This is a genomic window from Bacteroides sp. 224 (assembly GCF_010500995.1).
Classification (GTDB): domain Bacteria; phylum Bacteroidota; class Bacteroidia; order Bacteroidales; family Bacteroidaceae; genus Bacteroides.
Window position 1 is genome coordinate 34831 of the sequence record NZ_QVMK01000015.1, and the last position, 22467, is coordinate 57297.

At 41.4% G+C, this 22467-nt stretch carries 17 protein-coding genes and 1 pseudogene; 6 read left to right on the plus strand and 12 right to left on the minus strand.

Going from position 1 to position 22467, the window contains the following annotated elements; all coding sequences use genetic code 11:
- Positions 1-67 precede the first annotated feature (67 nt).
- The 4 genes from D0T60_RS09125 to D0T60_RS09140 form a co-directional block, all read right to left on the minus strand.
- Positions 68-1546 (minus strand): glycoside hydrolase family 32 protein, encoded by a 1479-nt coding sequence (locus tag D0T60_RS09125; RefSeq protein ID WP_163217871.1) that lies wholly within the window; start codon positions 1544-1546, stop codon positions 68-70.
- A gap of 2 nt (positions 1547-1548) precedes the next feature.
- Entirely contained in the window at positions 1549-2961 is a 1413-nt protein-coding gene (locus D0T60_RS09130; RefSeq protein ID WP_163217872.1) for a DUF4960 domain-containing protein, read from the minus strand.
- Positions 2962-3026: 65 nt separating this feature from the next.
- On the minus strand, positions 3027-4712 hold the full coding sequence (locus D0T60_RS09135; RefSeq protein WP_163217873.1) for a RagB/SusD family nutrient uptake outer membrane protein: 1686 nt from the start codon (positions 4710-4712) through the stop codon (positions 3027-3029).
- A gap of 116 nt (positions 4713-4828) precedes the next feature.
- The gene (locus D0T60_RS09140) at positions 4829-7924 is read right to left on the minus strand and encodes a TonB-dependent receptor (RefSeq protein ID WP_163217874.1); all 3096 of its coding nucleotides are present in this window, start codon (positions 7922-7924) and stop codon (positions 4829-4831) included.
- 352 nt (positions 7925-8276) lie between these two features.
- Between D0T60_RS09140 and D0T60_RS09145 the strand changes: the two genes are divergently transcribed.
- From D0T60_RS09145 to D0T60_RS09155, 3 genes are all read left to right on the plus strand, one after another.
- A complete protein-coding gene (locus tag D0T60_RS09145; RefSeq protein ID WP_163217875.1) occupies positions 8277-10109 on the plus strand; it encodes a GH32 C-terminal domain-containing protein in 1833 nt (610 codons plus the stop codon).
- 110 nt (positions 10110-10219) lie between these two features.
- Positions 10220-11371: an MFS transporter gene (locus D0T60_RS09150; protein WP_163217876.1), complete on the plus strand. Its 1152-nt coding sequence runs from the start codon at positions 10220-10222 to the stop codon at positions 11369-11371.
- A gap of 107 nt (positions 11372-11478) precedes the next feature.
- A complete protein-coding gene (locus D0T60_RS09155; protein WP_163217877.1) occupies positions 11479-12366 on the plus strand; it encodes a carbohydrate kinase in 888 nt (295 codons plus the stop codon).
- Positions 12367-12530: 164 nt separating this feature from the next.
- Here the strand turns inward: D0T60_RS09155 and pgeF are convergent, their stop codons facing one another.
- The 4 genes from pgeF to hpt are packed head-to-tail and all read right to left on the minus strand — an operon-like array spanning position 12531 to position 15693.
- A complete protein-coding gene (gene pgeF / locus D0T60_RS09160) occupies positions 12531-13346 on the minus strand; it encodes a peptidoglycan editing factor PgeF (RefSeq protein ID WP_163217878.1) in 816 nt (271 codons plus the stop codon).
- The gene (gene obgE / locus D0T60_RS09165; RefSeq protein ID WP_163217879.1) at positions 13343-14506 is read right to left on the minus strand and encodes a GTPase ObgE; all 1164 of its coding nucleotides are present in this window, start codon (positions 14504-14506) and stop codon (positions 13343-13345) included. The genes pgeF and obgE overlap by 4 nt, the downstream gene beginning before the upstream one ends.
- A 48-nt stretch (positions 14507-14554) precedes the next feature.
- Positions 14555-15133: an adenylate kinase gene (locus tag D0T60_RS09170; RefSeq protein WP_163217880.1), complete on the minus strand. Its 579-nt coding sequence runs from the start codon at positions 15131-15133 to the stop codon at positions 14555-14557.
- A 20-nt stretch (positions 15134-15153) separates the two neighbouring features.
- Positions 15154-15693: a hypoxanthine phosphoribosyltransferase gene (hpt, locus tag D0T60_RS09175; RefSeq protein ID WP_163217881.1), complete on the minus strand. Its 540-nt coding sequence runs from the start codon at positions 15691-15693 to the stop codon at positions 15154-15156.
- A 95-nt stretch (positions 15694-15788) separates the two neighbouring features.
- Between hpt and D0T60_RS09180 the strand changes: the two genes are divergently transcribed.
- Positions 15789-17294, plus strand: a complete 1506-nt coding sequence (locus D0T60_RS09180; RefSeq protein WP_163217882.1) for an NAD(P)H-hydrate dehydratase — start codon at positions 15789-15791, stop codon at positions 17292-17294.
- A 49-nt stretch (positions 17295-17343) separates the two neighbouring features.
- Positions 17344-18396 (plus strand): DUF4831 family protein, encoded by a 1053-nt coding sequence (locus tag D0T60_RS09185; RefSeq protein ID WP_163217883.1) that lies wholly within the window; start codon positions 17344-17346, stop codon positions 18394-18396.
- 153 nt (positions 18397-18549) lie between these two features.
- Here the strand turns inward: D0T60_RS09185 and D0T60_RS09190 are convergent, their stop codons facing one another.
- The gene (locus D0T60_RS09190) at positions 18550-19311 is read right to left on the minus strand and encodes a 1-acyl-sn-glycerol-3-phosphate acyltransferase (RefSeq protein WP_163217884.1); all 762 of its coding nucleotides are present in this window, start codon (positions 19309-19311) and stop codon (positions 18550-18552) included.
- 132 nt (positions 19312-19443) lie between these two features.
- Here D0T60_RS09190 and bioB point away from each other — a divergent pair.
- Positions 19444-20376 (plus strand): annotated as a pseudogene (gene bioB, locus D0T60_RS09195) (biotin synthase BioB); the annotation flags it as partial.
- Between the two features lie 49 nt (positions 20377-20425).
- Here bioB and D0T60_RS09200 read toward each other — a convergent pair.
- The 3 genes from D0T60_RS09200 to D0T60_RS09210 form a co-directional block, all read right to left on the minus strand.
- Positions 20426-20740, minus strand: coding sequence for a hypothetical protein (locus tag D0T60_RS09200; protein WP_163217886.1), 315 nt, complete (start codon positions 20738-20740; stop codon positions 20426-20428).
- 352 nt (positions 20741-21092) lie between these two features.
- Positions 21093-21848, minus strand: coding sequence for an IS21-like element helper ATPase IstB (istB, locus tag D0T60_RS09205; RefSeq protein ID WP_163217887.1), 756 nt, complete (start codon positions 21846-21848; stop codon positions 21093-21095).
- Positions 21849-21908: 60 nt separating this feature from the next.
- A partial coding sequence (locus D0T60_RS09210) for a Mu transposase domain-containing protein (RefSeq protein WP_407925791.1) occupies positions 21909-22467 on the minus strand: 559 nt, incomplete at its 5' end.

The following is a 22467-nucleotide window of genomic DNA, read 5'->3' on the forward strand; positions in this document are numbered from 1 at the left end:
ATGAAAGTACAGTCTTTGATTTGTAAAAGTCTGTACTTTCATTTCCATTACTCTAATGTTTGTATTCTTATCTATAAAGCTCTACCGTAAAATCTGCCTCCCCATCCTCGGCAAACACGGCCCAGGGGTTCTGCGTCATCTGATAAATACGGTTTGTCAGTGCCACTTCGTTATTCACATAAGCAACACATACCGAATTCTCTACTACAACGGTTAGCCGATATTCACCGTTTACAGCCTCGGGCAAACGGGCTTCGGTAAATGTGCGTTCGGTTTTGCCATTCACTACATAGTCGAGTTTTATCTTTCCGGCTTCGGTATCAAGAACAAGATCGTACACATATTTGCGACTACCACCGGCTCCGAATTCTAAGCCAAAGCGTTTAGCCGAGTTGGCTTTTACGGTAGCCGATATTTTATTGACTGCCTCTTTTTCGAAACGGGGGAATACAACAACAGCTTTTTCATCAGTAGCTTTTAATGAATAGCTATTTGAACTTACCTTATTGCTAAGTGCCTGATTTACAGGTGATGGAATACTTAGCGTAAGTTCACCGTTAGTTTTCTGCCCAAGTTGATGAACTACTAAAGCACCTGCCCAACTATAATTATTGTAATCCGAAGCATCATCGCGAGTGGGACACCATCCAAACAGATAACGGTTTGTTCCGTCGGAAGCGGTTTTGGCAGCATAGTAAGCATAACCATCCAGGAAGTTATTGGCAGGTACGGTCCAATCGGTAGTGCCTACAGGGCGATATACGTAATGTACTCCGCGGCGGTCGTTCTGTTCGGAGAAGATAAGGTATTGGTATCCTCCCATTACAAATACATCGGGACACTCAAGGTTTGTGGTAATTTCACTGTCATAGAAAGGTTCCCGGCGGGTCCAACCTTCTGTTAGCTTGTCCGAGGTAAACTGCGACAGTACCGCACGCCACGAACCTTTATAGTCGGCACGGGTGGTAACAAGCATGGTATATGTTCCGTCTTCGTTTTTGATGATAAAAGGATCGCGAAAGTCGTTGCGGTCGTAGCCATCGCCCCAACCGTTTTGAACATATCCTTTCTTCTCCCAGTTTTTCAGATCTTTAGATGTAGCGAGGAATATTTCTTCCTTTGGGTCCAGATTGGCATTGTGGGCTGTATAGAAGAAATAATAGGTGTCGCCTTCTTTAAAGACGGAACCGGTTCCGAGTGCATCTTCACGACTATTGTCTTCGCCACAGGCAATCATTTCACCATTGTCTTCGTAAGAAAGGAAATTGGTAGTTGTAGCACCGTATATAGGGTGAAACGTTGGGGCTCCATCGCGCGCATCCTGCAAATAGAATACATGAAACTTACCATTCTCAAAATAGGGCATTGGGTCGCCTGTCCATCCATTGGATGGTTTAAAGAACATGGAGTAGTTGAGTTTCAAATCATCTACATTATACACAGCAGGAGCATCGGGAGCTGCTGTGGGGTCGTTGCTGGTGTATTCATTGTCGCTGCAAGCCATTAGGGCTGCGCAGGCAAACAGGGTTGTGAATATATGTTTCATAGTTATTCGCTTAAATAGTTCAATATATTATAAGTCAGTTTCTCCAGATTATCGCGGAAAGTATTGGCCGATCCACCTTCCTGATGCCAGTCGTACATCTCGGCACCTGTGGTAATAACCGGGCCTCTATTGTCGGTTGCAGGATATTCTGTTATCAGGCCACGTTTGTTCATAAAATCATCCCAATGGAAAGCTGCTAAATGTACACCTCCTGTTTCATTTTCCCACCGGGCAACATCTTCGTTCCAGCCGGTCCACGCTTCTTCAAAGTTCCAGATAACATTATGGGCTAATACCTGACATCCGTTACTCAATAAAAAGAAGCGATCTATTTCTCCCGGAGCCATACGTATTCCTTTATAAATAGGATGTTGTTCATGTCCGGTAATTCGCATTCCCCAGCCCATGCCATTGCCATCGTTTACTTCTAATGGTTCAGTACGTTCAAATCCCCAAGCGTTATTCCACATACCACCACTCTTAGTTATGTTAAGCACATTTCCTAATGTAAGACCGGCCGAGCTTAAGAACAATCCACCACCTTGCGCCAGATAATTGTTCATGGCTTCAATAACTTCGGGTTTGTTGGCATCGGCATGAATAACTGGGTCGCCACCTTTATCATAAGAGTCCCAATGATACCATATTACTGCATATTCACTTAAATCTTTTCCTGCTTTGATATCGGCAAACGAAATATATTCTGTTACCGGGAAGTTCTCCGAGAACCAGGTCCAGGCGGCTTTATCATCTAAATTAGTGATATCGTTAGCTGTAGCCGGAGCCCCCAGAAACGCCATTTTACGGAAGTCAACCAACTCAACAGTAACATCGTAAGTAAAACTTTCGCCCAAATAAGAAATGGTATATTTTACCGGATTGGTAAAGTTATGAGTGGTTCCATTGGGTGAAGTAAGTTCGGCACCTTCCGACAAATTAAAGGTAGGGCGAAGTGCTGTTACCTCCGATCCTAACGGTAGCTTCACTACAATGGTACGTGCATCGTTATCAACCACTCCTTTGTATGTACCGATGGTAAAGTCGGTAAAAGAAGTTACCTTATCTACGGTTTTAGCCAGCACTTTGTAGTCGTGGTAAAGATTCTTGTTGACTACGCGGTAAGTTGTGAGTACCGATAAATTTGTCGGGCTGTTGGGTTCTTTGGGAAGTGCAATGCTTGCCCCTTCCGAAAGGGTATAGGTGGGAACAAGCTCAGTAAGATCAGTACCACTGGGCATTATTACTTCAATATAGTCAGTTTTCTCGTCAAGGATATTGAGCTTGGAGCCATTCACTGTGAACGAAAGGATTTTTACTTCGCCAGAGATGTCGAGAGCGTTGTAGTTGTCATCGCTACAGGCGGTGAGGCCGGTTATCAGGGCGATGAGGATTGCTATTATTGTATGTTTTTTCATTTTAGTTTGAATTTTAATTATAAATCATTCCATCCGCATGGAAACCTGGCAGCGGCACCTTGCCGCTACCAACCCGGGTTTTGTTCATACAATCCATTGGTAAACCCAATCTGCTGTTGCGGAATAGGAATATACTCATCTTTATTCTTATCAAACTTACCATTGGCCAGATAAACGCGTCGTTTTGATTCAGTAGTAAAGAAGTCGTTCATAACATCCGTAACGATACCCCAACGTACAAGGTCGAAAAAGCGGCTTCCTTCCATAGCCATCTCCAAACGACGTTCCCAACGGAGGGCTTCTCGGGCAAAGTCTTGTGTCCAGGTGCAGTTAACACCATCTTGATAGAGGCTAACTTGCAGGTTCTTGGCATACGGAATAAACAATGTACTATTCTTCGCACGCTCACGTATTTGGTTGATAAGGGATAAGGCTTCATTCTGACGGTTCAGTTCGATAAGCGCCTCGGCCTGCATAAGGATAACATCAGCATAGCGAATAACAATTCTATTTTTTGAGTTGCCATAGAATGGAGATAGATTCTTAAAACAATCGCACGAGGGATCAACATTTTCTTTCAAAGAAGCATAAATACCATAAGTATTGATGTTACGGTTCCAGTTTTCTTCGTAAATAAGTTCTTCGTTGTACTTGTAAGGAATTCCCGGAAGTGCAACAGTATGATATAGACGAGGGTCGACAGCATCTTCGCCAATGCGATAGTTATCCGTATCGTAGGATTCGAAATCGGGTAATCCGTTCTTTGTTTTAAAGGCGTTTACCAAGTTCTGGCTGGGCTTGTGAAAATCGCAGCAACCCAATCCCATGGGTAGGGAAAGTACGTCGGAGAAGTTGAGGCGGCCGAACATGGTTCCATCGTCAACAGAGAACTGGATGGCAAAGATAGATTCTTTTCCGTTTTCATAAGCTCCCGGCAAGAAGTTGCAAGCCATATCCTGTTCCAAATCATAAGAAGAGTTTAACACTACTTGCGTATATTTTACCACTTCTTCCAGATCGGCTGCATTAATGGAAGTCAGCACATTGGAGTTCGCATTATCCTGACGGTAGGCTTTATATAAGTATGCTTTAGCCAGATGAGCGGCAGCAGCTATCTTGTTGACACGACCTACCTGCGATTGGATTGCAGGAAGCAAATCGTATGCTTTCTTGAAATCGTCGCAAATTAATGCCCATTGCTTATCGTTGGGCAGATTGTTTGGGGTCTTTTCATAATCGGCAATCGGGGTATCTTCGTTTACAAAAGGTACATTACCGAATACCTGTTTAAGCATAAAATAGAAGTATCCTCTTAAGAAATACATTTCGCCCATACGGGTATTCTTTAGTTCGAAACTCTTTTCTTCTGTTTGTTTCAATACGCTCAAAGCTGAGTTAGCACGAGAAATGGCCTGGAATACCTGAAACCAGAGTCCGTCGGCTTCGCCGAAGTCAGTCTTGATATTTTCGGATATTTCATAGAAGTGGAAGTTTACAATATCGTTTTCATCGCCACCGCCTTTGTATGCATCATCGGAGCGGATGGTTCCGTAAGGCCAGAGGCTAAATGGTTTATCGTAATGATCGTTGCCAAGTGATGAGTAGGCGGCGGTAACAAGTCCTTCGATGGAGGAAGGTGCTTTGGCCTCTTCTTCACTAAGAATGCCTTGTGGAGTTTCGTCGAGGAAATCACAACTGTTTATTGTTAGAGCTGTGGCAAGAGCCAATGTTATGTATCTTATCTTTTTCATGATTGTATTATTTTGTTTTTTGAACCGCAGAGTTACGCGAGTTTCGCAGAGTTTTAATTCTTATTTTTATACTTCGCGTGACTCTGCGTAACTCCGCGGTTCATAAATATTTTCTTTTAGAATGCTGCATTAATACCAAAGGTTACTGTCAAAGGAATTGGATAGCCCCATGCAGGGTTCTCAGGATCGACACCCGTAAAATCTTTATGCTTAATTGTAAACAAGTTCTGTGCAGCAGCATAAACACGGAAGTTACTTACCTTTATTTTGCTGAGGAATGTTTTCGGCAGATTATAACCTAACTGAAGGTTACGCAGTTTCAGGTATGAACCATTTTCCACAAAATAAGTAGAGAAACGCGCTTCGTTGGCTGCATCGGTATAAGATAAAGCCGGAATGTTTGAACCAGGATTTTTCACCGGATCGTAAGCGTTGAGCAAACGACGACCTTTGTTAGAAGAAGTATCCGAAACACTCCAGAAGTCGGTGGTATATTTTACAGTATTAATAACATCTACATTCTGAATACCTTGCAGGTAAACTGTGAGGTCGAAGTTCTTATATGATAGATTGATATTCAAGCCGTAAGAGAAATCCGGAAACGGATCGCCTATCCATGTGCGGTCGTCGGAGTCGATAACACCGTCGTTATTGATGTCGCGGTAGCGGATGCGTCCGAGTGCTTTACCGTCTTGGCGGGCGTGTTGATCTAAATCATCTTGTGATTTGAAGATGCCATCGGCTACATATCCGTACATGGAACCTAACGGACGACCCAGGATATTATCATACGTACCGTTTCCACCATAAGAGTTCTTCACAGATTCAGGCAGGTAGGTAATTTCATTTTCATTGGTAGAGATGTTACCCATAACATCGTACTGTAAACCGAAGTTTGTACGGCCACGATAACCCAACGAGAATTCAAAACCTTTGTTTTCCATGCCGGCACCGTTGTACCATTTGTTTCCACCTTCACCAATAATAGCTACATAGCCGGGTTGGTACAGCATATCTTTTGTTTTCTTCATATAATATTCGGCCGAGCCATACAGACTGTTATTGAAGAGTGAAAAGTCAAGACCGATATTTGTCTGAGTGGTTGTTTCCCATTTCAAATCGGGGTTCTGGATTTGTGAACGTTTAAAACCGGAAGCCAACTGACCGGAGCCTTTACCATCGAAATCGTAAGCCGTTCCCCATACTGCGTTCCATGTAGGGTCTTCTTTGCCGTATCCGGATACATAAATATCATAGATGGCGGTATTGTTCATGTTCTGATTACCGGTTTGTCCCCACCCGAAACGAAGTTTCAAATCATTAAGCCAGCTTTGTGTATTCTCCATAAAGGATTCCTGGTTAATTTTCCATCCCAGAGTGAATGCAGGGAATACTCCCCAACGATTGTTCTTACCAAAGCGGGATGAGCCGTCGCGGCGAATGGTTCCTGAAAGAAGATACTTGTCGTCATAAGCATAACTTATTTTTCCGAAGAATGACATCAGGGAGTAAGCGGTAGCATTACCAGTACCATTACTTGTTCCTGTACCCAGGTCGGGCCACATATAATCGGGAGTTTCAAGGGCGAAACCTTCGCGCGAGGAAGTGAAGTTTATATCTTCCTGACGGTACATTTCCATACCAGCCATGGTTTCGAAACGGTTCTTGCCGATTTCAAAGTCGTAAGTTGCTACGTTACTCCACGACCATTTCAGCCAGTGTGCCTGCTCTATATTCGACATGGTTTTATCGCTTTGCATGTATCCGCTGGTATAGCTGTAAGTTAGCGAACGTTTGTAGAAGTTACCATAATCTACCCCAAAGCTGGAACGGATATTCAATTTACTGATGGGTTGGATATTGATAAACGCGTTACCAAACATACGCCAGTAAGTATAGCGGTTATCTTTGTTGTCGTTGATAAGGCGAACGGGATTCTGACGGTCGGGCAATCCCATGATAGGGCCTCCCCAGCCTTTACCATCCTCGGTATGAACGGGAATAAAGGGAACGGCAATAAGCGCAGCTTCTACAATCTGATGAGGTTGTGTTACTTCGGTAGTACGGTTCATGGTGAAGTTTTCGCCAATGGTTACTACGTCGCCCCAAAGCTTGAAATCGGTATTCATACGGGCGGAGATACGACCAAAATCTGTGTTCTTTACCAAACCTTCATTATCATAATATCCAAGGGAGAAATAATAGTTTCCTCTGTCGGTACCATTACTAACTGATAGGTTGTAGGATTGAGCCAAACCTGTGCGGGTTACTTCATCAAACCAGTCTGTATTAGCTGGCTTCATGGTTTTCTTGGCATCGAGATATTCGGGGAACATCACATTCTTCAATGTATTTCCATCATATTCGTACCGGATGCCGAGGTTGTTGCTATTGGGGTCTACTCCCGAGTTAACGGATGCTTTCCACAAGGCTTCGGCATATTCTTTGGAGCTGAGTACATCTATTTTATTATGGTAGTAACTTGCCGTTACGTAAGCATCAAAGTTTACCTTTACTTCTCCTTTCTTTCCTTTCTTGGTGGTAACAACAATTACACCGTTCGCCGCACGCGACCCGTAGATAGTTGCAGCAGAAGCGTCGCGCATAATCTGAATGCTTTCGATATCGTGTGAGTTAAGTTCGTGCATGCCCGATGTGGTTTGTACCCCGTCAATAATAATCAGCGGACTGGAATCGCCGGAAAGCGATGATACACCACGAATTTGTATGCTGGCCGAACCGCTTGGGTTACCATCGGAGGTAATATTCATTCCCGGGATACGTCCTTGCAGGGCTTTAATTGGGTTGTTTTCGGCTGCCGACATCATATCGTCTACCTTTACAACTGAAACGGCTCCGGTAAGGTCGGCCTTTCGTTCTGTACGGTAACCTACGGCAACAACCTCATCGAGTATCAGAGACGATTCTTTTAAGGTAACATTAATCAGTGTACGTCCGTTTACGGGAATTTCTTGTGTATCGTATCCTATATAGGAGAATATCAGTGTGGCACCGGAAGGAACGGATAGTTCATAATTTCCGTTGAGATCGGTAATGGTTCCAAGAGTTTGTCCTTTTACGCTGACATTGGCCCCTATTACTCCATCTGCTTCTGTGGTTGATTTTATGTTTCCTCTTACCGTCATATTCTGCGCACCGGCAGTAATACTTACTAATAATAAAAGGATAAGGCTGGTAAATAACTTCCTCATATTACATATTAGATTTTAAAATTAACAAATTAAGTTAGTCTCACAAGATGCTTTCCGGGCTTCTTCGATTCTATGCTTGCAAAGTAACAAGAAAGTTAGGGAATGGAGTATAAGATTTGTTTCAAACGTTGCAACGTTTGATACAAATCAGTTGAGAGTTGAGAATTGAGAATTGAGAGTTCCATGCGGCATCGTAACTCTCAACTCTCAACTGTCAACTCTCAACTCCCATGTATCAAATTTGCTACCCTTTGAAACATTTGTTATATCTTGCTGCCTATTAAATTTCTTACTTTGCCGATAGCTTTCCGGCCAAACTTATTTCTAAGATTAATTTAATACCAGCAACAACATGATTATTAATACTTTAAAAAAACGATTTGCTCGCGCAACGCTTTCTATGTTCTGTATGGGAACTGTTTTCTTTTCGTGCATGGCAACAAATCCTCCTTATATAGTAAAGCATCTGGGAGATAATCAGAGTATTATCCGCATTGATGAACCATCGAAATATCTGCTAATTCCCATAGAAGAAAAGGCAGAAGAGTCATGGATAAAGATGATAGTTAATAACGAAGAGGTACAGAGCATGCACATCCGCCTGGCAGTTAACCGGATTGATTATTATGTGCCGATTGATCTTTCAGCTTTTGCCGGAAAACAGATTTTGTTTCATTTCCACCACATTGTAAATTCGGCTATGGGGTGGCAGGAATTAAAACTATCCGATACGTTCGATACTGCCAACCGCGAATATCATCGCCCGGTTTATCATTTCTCTCCACAATATGGTTGGATGAACGATCCCAACGGAATGGTTTACAAAGATGGCGAATATCATCTTTTTTACCAACATAACCCTTATGGTTCTATGTGGGCAAATATGCATTGGGGACATGCCGTTTCTAAAGACCTTGTTAGTTGGGAACATCTTCCCGATGCAATTGCTCCGGATGCGCTGGGTGCCATTTTCAGTGGCAGTGCTGTGGTAGATAAAGACAATACTGCCGGATTTGGCAAAGATGCAATTGTAGCTTTCTACACTTCGGCAGGTTCACGCCAGACGCAAAGCATTGCCTACAGCCTCGACAACGGTCGCACGTTTACCAAATATGAAGGTAATCCGGTGGTTACGTCGGACATTCCCGATTTTCGCGACCCAAAGGTTATCCGCCACAAACCGTCCGGCAAATGGATTATGATTCTGGCAGCCGGACAGGAGATGCAATTCTATTCTTCTTCTAATCTAAAAGATTGGAAAATGGAAAGCAGTTTCGGCGAAGGACAAGGTGCACATGGTGGTGTATGGGAATGTCCCGACCTAATTGAACTCCCCGTAGAAGGCACGAACGAAAAGAAATGGGTATTGATTTGTAACCTCAACCCCGGCGGACCGTTCGGCGGCTCGGCTACACAGTACTTTGTGGGTAGTTTTGATGGAAAGAGGTTTGTAAACGAATCACCTGCTACCCACAGGGAACCTGGCAGCGGCACCTTGCCGCAGTGGATGGACTGGGGCAAGGATCATTATGCAACGGTTACATGGAGCAATGCACCGGATAACCGCAACATTGCTATTGCATGGATGAGCAACTGGCAGTATGCCAATCAGGTTCCTACACAACAGTTCCGCAGTTCAAATTCCGTCCCACGCGACTTGAATCTATATACTTTTGAAGGTGAAACATTTATTAAAAACACACCTTCCAAAGAGCTGGAAGCATTAAGAGGAAAAGAAACAAAGATAAGTTCTTTCAAAGTAGAACGTACTCATAACCTCGACGACCTATTGAAAGATAATAAAGGTACTTACGAGATAGAGATGTCTTTCACCAACCAAAATGCAGAAGTAATCGGTTTTCAACTCTTCAACAGCAAAGGCGAAGAAGTCAACTGCTACTACAACCTGACGGAGAATAAATTCTCAATGGATCGTAATAAGAGTGGCTTGGTTGATTTCAGTCCGGAATTTCCTACAGTAACCTCTGCACCCGTTACCAGTGGTAAGGAATTGAAACTCCGCATATTTGTAGACAAAGCAAGTATTGAGATCTTCGGCAATGACGGCCGCTTTGTGATGACTAATCTTGTTTTCCCTTCGGAGCCTTATAATCGTATTAGTTTTTATTCGAAAGGTGGTAGTTATACGGTTTCGGATTTCAAAATTTTCCCGTTGGGGATTTAATTCTTTTTTAACACAGAGACACGGAGGCACAGAGTTTTTATCTTTGCTTCTTATCTCTAAATTAAATAACTCTGTGCCTCTGTGCCTCTGTGTTCTATATCTATAATTATATGTCAAAAAGCAACAATACAATAGTAAAACTTATCCCTATTATGCTGGCATTCTTTGCCATGGGATTTGTCGACTTGGTTGGCACAGCCACCAATTATGTAAAAGACGATTTGCAGCTCTCGGATACGATGGCTAACATCTTTCCGTCTATGGTTTTCTTCTGGTTCCTGATATGTTCAGTACCTACAGGTATGTTAATGAACCGCATTGGCCGTCGTAAAACCGTGCTTCTTAGTCTGGTAGTAACTACGGTTTCGCTTTTGCTTCCGATAGTTAGCTACTCATTTATAAGTATGTTACTCTCATTCTCTCTGTTGGGTATTGGTAATGCATTAATGCAGGTTTCTTTAAACCCTTTATTATCCAATGTGGTAAGTGGTGACAGATTGGCCAGTTCGCTTACGTTCGGGCAGTTTGTAAAAGCAATTGCTTCGTTTATTGCTCCGCTTATAGCCAGTTGGGGTGCATTGCAGTTCGATAACTGGCGGATACTCTTCCCCATCTTTATGGTAGTGGCTATTCTGGCAGTCATCTTTTTGGGAATGACAAACATCAATGAAGACGATGAAAAAGGAGAAAGTTCCACCTTTGCAGAGTGCTTTACCCTGTTGGGCGATAAACTGATCTTGCTCTCTTTCCTGGGAATTATGTGTCACGTAGGGATTGATGTAGGTACGAATGTTACTGCTCCTAAAATATTAATCGAACGTTTGGAGATTCCGCTTAATGAAGCAATCTATGCTACCAGTGTTTATTTTCTATTCCGTACCATCGGTTGTTTCTCCGGCACTTTCATTTTAGCTAAGTTTTCATCCAAAATATTCTTTGGCATCAGCTCTGTGTTAATGCTTCTGGGTATGGCGGGGCTTTTCTTCTTCGATACCAAGATGGCTATTTATGCTTGTGTGGCTCTGATTGGTTTTGGTAATTCGAATATCTTTCCGGTTATCTTCTCGGGTGCATTGTTGCATTTACCTAATAAAAAGAACGAAGTTTCCGGGTTAATGATTATGGGATTGTTTGGCGGCACTATTTTCCCGCTTATTATGGGAGTGGCTTCGGATGCTGTGAATGCTCAGATTGGGGCGGTAGCAGTAATGATGATTGGGGTGCTGTATTTATTGTATTTTACTACAAAGATTAAGAAATAATATAAACCGCAGAGTTACGCAGATTAACGCGGAGTTATAAATTTGAGTTCTTAAGTAAAAACTCTGCGCAAATCTGCGTAACTCTGTGGTTCAAAAAGAATAAAACAATGAACAATATAATCGTAGGAATGGGCGAAGCATTATGGGATATGCTGCCCGAAGGAAAAAAAATTGGTGGTGCTCCTGCAAACTTTGCCTACCATGTTTCTCAGTTTGGTTTAAATAGCTGTGTAGTCAGCGCATTGGGGAATGATAAATTAGGAGACGAGATACTCGATGTATTAAGCGAAAAGAAACTGAAACACCAGATACAACGAGTTGATTATCCAACCGGAACCGTTCAGGTTACTTTAGACGATGAGGGCATCCCCTGTTATGAAATAAAAGAAAATGTAGCTTGGGATAATATTCCTTTTACGGATGAATTAAAAGAATTGGCACTTCGTACCCGTGCAGTCTGTTTCGGTTCATTGGCGCAACGTAATTCGGTAAGTCGCAACACAATCAACCGTTTTCTGGATACGATGCCTGATACTGAAGGAAATCTTAAAATATTCGACATTAATCTTCGTCAGCACTTCTATACCAAAGAGGTGTTAAGTGAGTCTTTCGAAAAGTGTAATGTACTAAAGATTAACGATGAAGAATTGGTTATCGTCAGTCGGATGTTTGGTTATCCGGGGATTGATCTTGAAGATAAATGCTGGATACTTCTGGCAAAGTATAATTTAAAGATGCTGATTCTTACTTGTGGCACAAACGGTAGTTATGTATTTACTCCGGGGGCGGTTTCCTTCCTTGAGACTCCATCTGTTTCGGTGGCTGATACGGTAGGGGCAGGCGATTCGTTTACGGCGGCATTCTGTGCTTCTATTCTGGGAGGCAAGAGTATTCGGGAAGCGCATAAGTTGGCGGTGGATGCTTCGGCGTATGTTTGTACGCAAAGTGGAGCAATGCCTGTGTTTCCGGAGGAGATATTGAGAAGGTTAAGGTAAAAGATTGATGAAGGTGTGTCATAAAGTCATGCATGGTGCAAATTAACCACAGATTAACAGATTACACTGATTATAAGGCTTTGATTATCAACAATCTGTAAATTAACAAATTCGTGAAATCCTTTAATCTGTGGTTAAAATACAACTTCTGACACGCTCACCCCTTATTTTGTACGAATCATAATACCCGATAGCATACGTCCCGAATCAATTCCTAATCGTCGTGCCGAAAAGAAATCCTCATGATTAATATATGTACAGATATTAGCCAATTCTATCTGACTTTGAGGAATGCCAAAGTCTATCAATTGCATACGGTTAGCTTCCTGCAAGTTTATATGTGGTTTTCCTGAATCCTGGTCCCGGTAAGAAATACGATTCATATCAAAACCCACCACATCAAAAGCCTTGTAAACCTCCTCCCCTACTTCAAATGAAATAAGTGAAATACTTGGTCCAATGGTTACAACTACATCTTCTCCTTTTGTTTTGTATACTTCCTGCATTAACTTCAATGTCTTGGCTACAATACAGGAAACTGTACTTCTCCATCCGGCATGTACGGCGGCTACCACTTGCTGCTTTTGGTCATACAATAACAAAGGAACACAATCGGCAGTAGAAACACAAACACAACATCCTTTCTGATTAGTGACTACAGCATCTTTAGAATCCAGCAGTTTACGTTGCTCTTCTTCCGAAGAATTCAGAAAAACTTCATCAATTACACCAATATCAGCTCCATGAGTTTGCCGGGGTATAATTAGTTGGGCATCGGGTTGAGAAAGTCCCTGACGCAATAACTCTTGATTATGTTTCACAACCTCTGCCTCATCTCCACAATAGGGAGAGCAATTAAAAGAGGTATAATTTCCTGTGCCACTCCCACCGTTTCGGGTAGTCACAAAATGAGAAATGTTGGGATACATACTTAACATTTCGTATCCCAACATTCTTTTATCTGTAGTTAATGAAATCATTCTTCGTCCCAGTCTTCTTCATCGTATTCATAATCGAAATCGTCTTCATCGTCATCTTCGTATTCATATACAAAGTCTTCATCCTCTCCCTGAGCTTTAAGTTCATCCTTTAATCGAAGAATATCTTTAGGACGATGTACGATAGAAGTTGCTTCAATTTTATTGCTTTCCTTATTCAACTCTTCCCAAAGAATATCTTTAAGTACGGACACACCCAATCCGGTAATAGAAGAAATGAAGACATGAGGAATAGCTTCCGGCAAATCTTGTTCTATTTCGTCCATTAGTTCCTGATCGAGCATATCACTTTTGGTGATAGCCAATACCCTTTGCTTATCCATCATCTCCGGATTGAAAGTTCGAAGCTCGTTCAATAAAATTTCATACTCTTTACGAATATCGTCACTGTCGGCAGGAACCATGAACAATAACAAGGAGTTACGTTCAATGTGGCGCAAGAAACGGAGTCCCAGCCCCTTTCCTTCACTGGCTCCCTCAATAATGCCCGGAATATCGGCCATTACAAAGGATTTACCATCGCGGTAAGACACAATTCCTAAATTGGGTTCCAGCGTAGTAAACGGATAGTCGGCAATTTTAGGTTTGGCTGCCGAGACGGATGAAAGTAATGTGGACTTTCCGGCATTTGGAAATCCTACAAGACCCACATCGGCCAATAGTTTCAGCTCCATAATAACCGTCAGTTCCTGCATAGGTTCTCCCGGTTGTGCAAAACGAGGAGCCTGACGGGTAGCTGTGCGAAAATGCCAGTTACCTAATCCTCCACGTCCGCCTTTCAGAAGAATAACTTCCTGACCATGATCTGTTACATCGCAAATATACTCGCCGGTTTCGGCATTATAAACAACAGTTCCACAGGGTACTTCTATTACCTTGTCTGCTCCATCTTTACCAAAGCTACGGGCTTTACTTCCCGACTCTCCGTGTCCTGCCATTACATGGCGTTCGTACTTTAAATGAAGAAGTGTCCAGTAATTTCGGTTTCCGCGCAATATTACATTGCCTCCTCTTCCTCCGTCTCCCCCATCAGGGCCACCGTTAGGAACATATTTCTCACGACGCATGTGTGTAGATCCTCTCCCTCCTTTACCGGAGCGACAGTATATCTTCACATAATCAACAAAATTAGATTCGGCCATTTTTTTCAGTAGGATTTAGTAGTTAGTAGATAGTAGCCGGGCTAATAATTAAACCCCAGCCACTGAAAATATTTCTTTATGTACTTTTTCGGTAATTTCCTCCAGCGGGCCATGTCCTTGTATATGACAATACTTGCCTTCGTTCTTATACCAGTCAATCAATGGAGCTGTTTGTGTGTTATACACTAACAAGCGTTTTTTGATTGTTTCTTCATTATCATCGGCACGTCCTGAATCTTTTCCACGTTTAATCAAACGGGCCATTAGTTCAGCTTCGGGAACATCAAGATCAATCATAATTGAAACCTCTTGTCCTCTGTTTGCCAACATTTTTTTCAACTCTTCAGCTTGGGCAATAGTACGTGGAAAACCATCGAAGATTACTCCTTTACTATCAATGAAACCATCGAGTACTCCTGCCAGAATATCAATCATCAACTCGTCGGGAATCAATTGCCCTTGGTCGATGTATCTCTGAGCGGTTTTACCTAATTCACTGCCTTTCTTTATTTCGGTACGCAACACTTCTCCTGTAGAAATGTGGTTTAATCCGAATTTTTCGGCAATACGTTCGCCTTGTGTTCCCTTTCCTGATCCGGGAGCACCAAAAATAACAATGTTTAGCATCTTAATACCTCTAAAAAAAATTAATCGTTTACAATTGTATATATGTGGGGGTAATTTCGTCCAAAGCCATCATAATCTAATCCATATCCTACTATAAAATCATTGGGAATTCGCATTGCTACATATTTCACATCTAAACTAACTTGCAATTTATCAGGTTTCAGAAGTAAAGAAGCAATATGAATTTCGCGTGGGCTACGGGTGCCCAATGATTCCAGCAGGCGTTGCATAGTAAGTCCTGTATCTACAATATCTTCTACAATTACAATCACACGATCAGTTATATCTTCCGTAAGGCCAAAGACTTCTTTGATATGTCCGGAAGAAAGCACCCCTTGATAAGAAGCCAACTTCACAAATGATATTTCACAAGGAATGGTGATCTGTTTCATCAAATCGGAGGTAAACATAAACGCTCCGTTGAGGACACTTAGAAAGAGTGGATTCTTCCCTTCAAAATCACGGTTTATTTCTTCAGCTACACGTGTTACTTCTTTTTGAATCTCTTCAGATTTAATAGATATAGAGAAACATTTGTCTTTAATTTTAATAGAATCCATAACTAATCTTTTAAAAAGTAGGGCAAAAGTACGTTTTTTATTCCACTAACGCAAAGAAGTATTGTATATTTGTAATCTAAATAAGAAAGACAATTATGAAGATATTTCCAAGCAAAAGCATTCACGCATTAGATGCATATACTATAGAACATGAGCCAATAAGTTCTATCGATTTAATGGAAAGAGCTGCCCAGGCAATAACTAATACTTTCATCAACCAGTGGGGACATAACACCCCTGTCACTATATTTGCCGGTCCGGGTAATAATGGTGGAGATGCATTGGCTGTAGCCTGTATGCTAATAGGAAAAGGCTATAATGTAGCCACCTATCTATTTAACCCGCAGGGAGAATTATCTGCCGATTGCCAAACAAATAAGGAAAGGCTACAAACTATAGAGAATGTTAATTTCACAGAAGTAAGTACTCAATTTGTACCTCCAAGTCTCACTTCATCGCATGTAGTGATTGATGGCCTCTTTGGCTCCGGACTAAACAAGCCCCTTACCGGCGGGTTTGCCGCTGTAGTGAAATACATCAATGCTTCGCCAGCCACTGTAGTAGCAATCGATATTCCTTCAGGACTAATGGGAGAAGATAATACTTTCAATAATCGATCTACAATTATACAGGCAGATTATACTTTCAGTCTGCAACTTCCCAAGCTCTCTTTCCTATTTGCCGAGAATGGCGACCTTGTAGGCGAATGGAAATTACTCGATATAAGATTGAGTAAACAAGCTATAGAAGAAACCGAAACACCTTATTATTTGTTAGAAGAGGAAAATATACGTCCTTTAATTAAAGAACGAAGCAAATTTGCTCATAAAGGAAACTTCGGTCACGCACTTCTCATTGCCGGTTCTTACGGAATGGCGGGTGCCTCTATCTTATCTGCCCAAGCATGCTTACGTTCCGGAGTTGGGTTACTCACTGTATATGCTCCAAGACAGAATAATAACATCTTGCAAACCTCTGTGCCGGAGGCTATTGTAAAAACAGACATTCATGATTTATGCTTTAGTACTCCTGTGGATAATGATGATTATCAGGTAATTGGAATCGGACCGGGACTTGGGCAGAGTCAAGAAACTGCATTTGCTTTATTGGAGCAGATATCTATTGCCCAAACACCTATGGTAATTGATGCGGATGCATTGAATATATTAGCTACTCAAAAGCAAGCACTAACTTCATTGCCTAAAGGTTCTATCCTCACTCCACATCCAAAAGAATTGGAACGCCTTGTGGGTAAATGCCGAAACTCTTACGAACGTTTGATGAAAGCGTGTGATCTGGCACACAATTGCAAGATATACATTGTGTTAAAAGGAGCATATACGGCTGTTATAACTCCTGAAGGCAATGTATATTTCAACTCTACAGGCAACCCGGGAATGGCCACAGCCGGTAGTGGAGACATATTAACGGGTATCATTCTGTCCTTACTGGCACAAAACTACGCACCCGAAGAAGCTGCTAAGATCGGAGTATTTATACATGGCATAGCAGGTGATCTTGCCCGACAAAAATATGGAGTAATCGGACTTACAGCAAGTGACATTATTGAGTTTTTACCTGCTGCCTGGATGCATATTTAAACTTCTTTATTACCTTTGTTGTTTCAGAAACGTTATAACATAGTATTAAATGAGAAAGTATCTTATCGCAATAAGCATCTTACTATCTTCTGTAGCATACGCACAGACAGAGATTCTATCAGGCGTAACCCGCGGAAAAGACTACGGTGTACTCTACACGCTTCCCAAAACAGAAATAAATATTGAAGTAAAAGTTAATAAAGTAGTATACACACCGGGAGAGTTCAGTCGATATGCCGACAGATATCTTCGCCTTAACAATGTATCCGGAGATCCTGAAGAGTATTGGGAGCTGGTTAGTGTTTCCGCACAAGCGGTCGGGATACCTGATAGTGAAAATACATACTTCATTAAGCTGAAAGATAAAACAGTAGCCCCCTTGGTAGAACTAACCGAGGATGGCTTAATTGCATCTATTAATGTGCCTGCCACTCCCAAAACAAAAACAGCAAGTATCTCTCAAACACCTGCATCAAAGCCAATTAACCCCAGAGACTTCTTTACCGAAGAAATCTTAATGGCCAACTCTACAGCCAAAATGGCCGAACTTGTATCCAAAGAAATTTATTATATCCGCGAAAGCCGAAATGCTTTAGTACGCGGACAAGCTGACACCATGCCTACCGATGGTGCACAATTAAAATTGATGCTTGAGAAATTAGATATTCAGGAACGTGCCATGTTGGAAATGTTCTCGGGTGTTACAAAGAAAGAAGAACGCACATATACCATTAAGTTAACTCCCAACAAAGAGTTCTCCAATGAAGTTGCTTTTCGTTTTTCAAGAAGGTTGGGAGTACTCGACAAAAACAATCTGGCGGGCGATCCTATCTATTTCAACTTAAAGAATCAACACTCCATCACCATTCCTCCTGCAACGGATGAGAAGAGTAAAAAACTGGAAGGGGTTGCCTATAATGTACCCGGCAAAGCGAATGCAACCATTATGTACGGAAAAGATAAAGTCTTTGATGGAGACTTACTGATTACCCAATTCGGAATTATAGAATATTTAGCTCCTGCCCTATTCAATAAGAATTCAACAATCAAAGTTTGGTTTAATCCGGAAAGTGGTAGTTTGAAGAAAGTGGAGAGGGAATGATATTTTAATCAAAGTATAGATCTTTTTTTTGAACCGCAGAGTTACGCAGATTATCGCAGAGTGGTAGTTTCATAGATTAAAAACTCTGCGTCCATCTGCGTAACTCTGCGGTTCAAATCATAACAATATCAATACAACAATTCCTGCCAATAACTATTCGACTTCCTGATCTTCATTCCTTACCATGCCTTTATGCTTCTCTGGTAAAGCACTTTCAACTTTGGCGTAAGCCTCTGCCATTGTTTCTTTTATATTATCTATGCCTTTACCTTTAGGAGGAATAGGATCATGTATAGTCAGAATCATTCTATAGCGATGTATCCATTTACCTGTTCGAGGAAGTATTTCGAAAGAGCCATCAATGGTAAGTGGTACTACAGGCAATTGTAAATCATCGGCCAATTGGAAAGCACCTTTTTTAAAATACCCTATATGTCCGGTAAAGCTACGGGCACCTTCCGGGAAAACGACCAATGAGATTCCATCTTTTAAAGAAGCTTTGGCTTGTTTGATAGTTGCCAATACTTTCTTGGGACCGGATCGATCTACAAATATATGTCCGGCACTCTCACAAGCCTTACCCACAAAAGGGATGGAACGTAAGCTCTTCTTCATCATCCATTTAAAGTTACGTCCCAGAAAGCCATAAATAAGGAAAATATCAAAAGCTCCCTGATGGTTGGCCACAAACACGTAAGAAGTTCGCTTCTTTAACTTCTCTCTTCCCCGAACTTTTACGGGAATCAATAGAAAAAAACAAATCAATATTGACCAGATCTTACCTGGATAATACCCCCATATATGAGCACCACCTATTAAAGAACCGATAATAGTTACTAAAGCAGTCAGTATAGTTAAAACCAGTAAGATAGGTAAAGCAATGCATATTTGATAGATGTAATACAGTACTCTCATAATTTACTTTTTTCTGTGTTGCGCAAAATTACAATTATTTATTCAGATTTACAATGTATTTAGAGGCAAGAATTCAGCAGTTTAAGAGTTAAGAATTATCTTTGCCGACAGTTAATATAAAACTCTTATAGAATGATAGACTCTATTAAAAAACATATACTAAACGGTGGCGAACTATCTGTTCAGGAAAGCCTTTACTTAGCAAAAGCTATTCCTAAACCCATATTATACGAAGCTGCACACGAAATAACTGTTCAAAAAGCATCTCGTCAGTTCGACACTTGTTCCATTATCAACGCCAAATCGGGTAAATGTTCCGAAGATTGCAAATGGTGCGCACAATCCTCTCATTACCAAACAAGTGCAGAAAGCTACGATCTTATACCACGCGAGGAATGTCTTCGTCAGGCAAGCTACAATGCCCAACAAGGCGTAAAACGCTTTTCACTGGTGACGAGTGGGCGCAAACTCTCCGGCAAAAACTTCAGTGAACTATGTAATACAGTTGCTCTTCTACAGGAAAACACTTCCATTCAGTTATGCGCCTCTCTGGGTTTATTGACTAAAGACGAATTAAAAAGTTTAAAAGATAGTGGCATTACACGATATCATTGTAACCTTGAAACTTCTGCTTCTTACTTCGACAAACTTTGTACGACTCATACACAAGAAGAGAAGTTAAATACCATCCGGGCTGCTCGTGAAGTTGGAATAGACGTATGCTGTGGTGGTATCATCGGAATGGGAGAAACGCTCGAACAGCGCATTGAATTTGCTTTCACACTTAAAGAACTGGGCATACAATCCATACCGTTGAATCTTTTACAACCTATTCCGGGAACTCCCTTAGAGAAAGTTCTTTCTTTATCAGAGGAGGAGGTATTAACAACCATTGCTCTTTTCCGATTCATTAACCCTACAGCTTTTCTACGTTTTGCCGGAGGACGCTCGCAACTAAGCAAGAATGCTATAGAGAAGGCTGTATATATTGGAATCAATGCTGCCATTGTAGGTGATTTGTTAACGACTATCGGACCTAAGTTTTCGGAAGATAAGAATTTCATCAATTATATCAGCTAAATCTACATCTCATTAGTGTAATATGAGCATAACTTTATGGATTGAGTAAATTAAATCTATCCATAACATCTTCAATTCTTACCCTATTTACATTGGGTAAAGGAGTGTTTTGATTTTCTGCCCACTCTATTGGTCCAAAAACAAGAACCTCTTCTTTATCTCTATCTTCGATAATATAAAAAAGATGCTGCAAGCTTGAATAATTATCCAATATAATTTTACCCAAGAACCTTATTTGACACTGTTCAATGTAATATATCCTACCATTATGCAGATTAAATATATAACTATGTTCACCTTGAAAAATCACTTTAAAGTTACCCTGAAAGAACGGTTCATCTCCTGTCACATAAGCTTTAGGATCTTTAAAATATTGCAATAGATAATTATAAGGAGGATATTTTTCGTTTATCTTTTCCGTTAAAAGATATATAGAATTCCCTTTCCAATATTTATAGAGGCTATCTATTCTATGAGTTTCTTTCTGATACCTCCTGAAAGTGCAGGAGTAATTATTATTTAATCTAAGGTCATATTTGTTGAAGCTTTGTCAGGAGGTACTCCTATTATCTTGTAATGCTAATGTAACATTTTACCATTTACATCCTCCTGTTTTTCCCTGGCGAAAACGGCCCATATCCACCCACTAAAAACGGTGATACCCGTTCACTTTTCTGTCTTATCCTAATGGCGATGTAAAATTAGTCTTTTTCTTCTATCTCAGTATTTTTAGTGTTCTTTTTTTGCCTCATACTGGTACCTTTGAGTTCGAAGCGTACACTGGTATGCACCAATCGGTCTAATATGGCATCCGCTGCAGTCGTATTTCCCCTCATTACATCATACCAATTTGCCACTGGTAGTTGGGAGATAATAATCGTGGCTTTTTGTCCATGACGTTCTTCTATGATTTCCATAAAATCGAGTAGCTGTTGTCCGTCTAATACCCTGATGCCAAAGTCATCCAAGATGAGTAGATCCATTTGTGCAAGTTTTGCAAAGAACCGGTGTAATGTACTGGATATGCGAGCCAGTGTAATTTCCTCAAAGAGTCGATACACATTGTAGTATGCAACCCGTAGTCCATTCATACAGGCTTGATAGCCCAATGCTGTTCCTATCCAACTCTTGCCTGTACCTGCCGCTCCTGTAATGAGTACCGCTACTCCTTTTCTTACATAGTCGCATGTGGCCAGGTTGAGTACCTTCTGTTTGTCTACTCCTCTTTTACTGTCGTAAATAACTTGGCTGATAGAAGCCTGATAACGGAAGCGGGCATTTTTAACAAGCCGCGAGTTACGACTTTGTGTACGGTTATCCAACTCGGCCTGTATAAGCAGTTGCAGACCATCCTTAAGAGAGAGTGCGTCAGCTTGGCGTGTCTCCTGCATAGTAGTCCAGTGATGCGCCATTCCGGGCATTCTAAGACTTTTTAGGGCATTTGTAATTTCATCCATAATAATTTTTTTAGTGGGTTAATAATAATTGGGATTATAAGGATTATAATGTGCAGCTTATTATTTAAACTGCTCTTTTCCGCGTATGTTCTCATGTTCGCCAGGAGAGAAAAGGTCGGGCTGTGAGGCGGATACCCCGGCGCACTTGCTTTCTACGAGTGAGCGTATGAAGCCATAGTTGCATCGTCCATACTTCAAGGCTGTCTGACAAGCTATTCGAAAGATAGTCGGATCACTGCTGCGTTGCAGTTGCAGCAATCCTTCACATGTTCTGTAGTGTACCTCAGGTGGCATGCTTGAATTGTAAAAGATGTGGTGTACTACATCGCCAAGTTCCTTTAGGGCATGACTGGCACGTTCTATATACTTGCCTGCACTTATCTGGCGATATGCCTTTGAATGACTTTCCAGGTGCTCCTCTACAATGGTGTATTTGCCCTGCCTATAGTCTCTTTGATGTGTGGCAACAAGTTCTCCTTCGATGTAGATTTTTACCAAAGTACGGGTATATGCGACATGTGCTGTCTTTGCGATGTGCTGGCATGGTACCGTATAGTAATGCTTATCTCTACCAAGGTATATACAGCAATTAGATGATACCTTTAAATCCGTATACGAG